Origin of the sequence: Mesorhizobium sp. M7A.F.Ca.US.005.03.2.1 (assembly GCF_003997795.1) — a bacterium.
Classification (GTDB): Bacteria; Pseudomonadota; Alphaproteobacteria; order Rhizobiales; family Rhizobiaceae; genus Mesorhizobium; species Mesorhizobium ciceri.
The window spans coordinates 1-1201 of the sequence record NZ_RZRP01001273.1; the positions used below are offsets into that span (position 1 = coordinate 1).

2 protein-coding genes are annotated in these 1201 nt (G+C 62.4%); both read right to left on the reverse strand.

The genetic code is table 11. The features are described from left to right. Window positions 1-292: 292 nt before the first annotated feature. Complete coding sequence (locus EN991_RS36950) at window positions 293-892, reverse strand: NADPH-dependent F420 reductase (protein ID WP_013529054.1); 600 nt, start codon at window positions 890-892, stop codon at window positions 293-295. A 74-nt stretch (window positions 893-966) separates the two neighbouring features. Further along, on the reverse strand, window positions 967-1201 hold a 235-nt coding region (locus tag EN991_RS36955), incomplete at its 5' end, for an SDR family oxidoreductase (protein WP_127370563.1).

Here is a 1201-nt window from a genome sequence, read left to right on the forward strand (position 1 = left end):
GGTCGTAAACAACTGCAATTGTCGCGTCATGGGAAATTACAAAGGCTCGGATGGCAGTTGGGGTGGCTTCGGCCCCATCCGCGCGAGCGGCCGTGAGGCAACTCCCAAAAGATGCGATGCCGGCTGGGACATCAGCTTTTGCAACTACGATTCCTGGGTGGCAGGCACATGTCGGCCGAAGGATCCCAGGCAGATGTAAGCTTTCAAGCATGTCACTTCGCGCGCTTGGCTCGTTGCCGACGATGTGGCCGGCATCGAACGCCTGCCACTCTGTCGGCGCACGATAAATCCGTTACTGCTCCTTCTTGAACAGGTCCTGGAAGATCAGCTGGCCCCAAGTGCGGCCGCGTGCGTGCACCAGCGTGCCGCCCTCGTTGAGCTTCCCCAGCTTGACCGGTGCGAACCCGAGTTGTCTGGCCAAGGCCGCCACGGGAGCGATCGCGTCCTCGTCGTCGCTCGATAGAAAGACGACCCGGTGCCCGCCCTCGACGATCGGATCGGCAGCCAGGGTGGCCGCAATCAGGTGATTGAAGCCTTTGACGAGCTTGGCGCCGGTGAACGCCTTCGCGACGAAGGCGGAGGACGGCAGACCGTCCAGCTCTTCGGGGACTGGAAACACGTTCGTCGCGTCGATGATCGTCTTGCCTTCCCAGCTTGGCAGCGCCTTCGCGACATCCGGGTGCGATTCAAAGCGGACAGCCAAAAAGATGATGTCCGCCTTGACGGCGTCCGCCAGTGTTTTCGGGATGATCGTGGGTCCGATCGCGGCCGCGTCGGATGCAAAGCTTTCCGGGTCGCGCGTGGTTGCCACGGACACTTCGAGGCCCTTGCGGGCAAATGCCTTGGCAAGAGCCTGGCCGATCTTGCCGAAGCCGATAATTGCGTAGCTCATGTATACTCTCCTTCAGTTTACCAGGCCCTGCGGGCTCGGGATATCGAATGGAATGAACGGCGGGGCGTAGCGGGTCAGATTTGCGCCAAGCCCCCGTCGACGGCGACCTCGCTGGCAGTCATGAAGCTGCTGTCGGGCGACGCGAGAAACGCAGCCGCCGCCCCGATCTCCGCTGGATCGGCCATACGCTGAAGCGGATTCATCGAGGCGAAGACCTTCAAGCCCTCCTCGCCTATCGCTGCCTTCGCGAGTTCGGTCGCCGTCGGCCCGGGCGACAGCACGTTTACCCGGATGCCGGTGCCTTTCAGG

Excerpts from the sequence above, each read along its gene's own strand:
- EN991_RS36950 (WP_013529054.1), bottom strand. The coding sequence starts at position 892 with ATGAGCTACGCAATTATCGGCTTCGGCAAGATCGGCCAGGCTCTTGCC.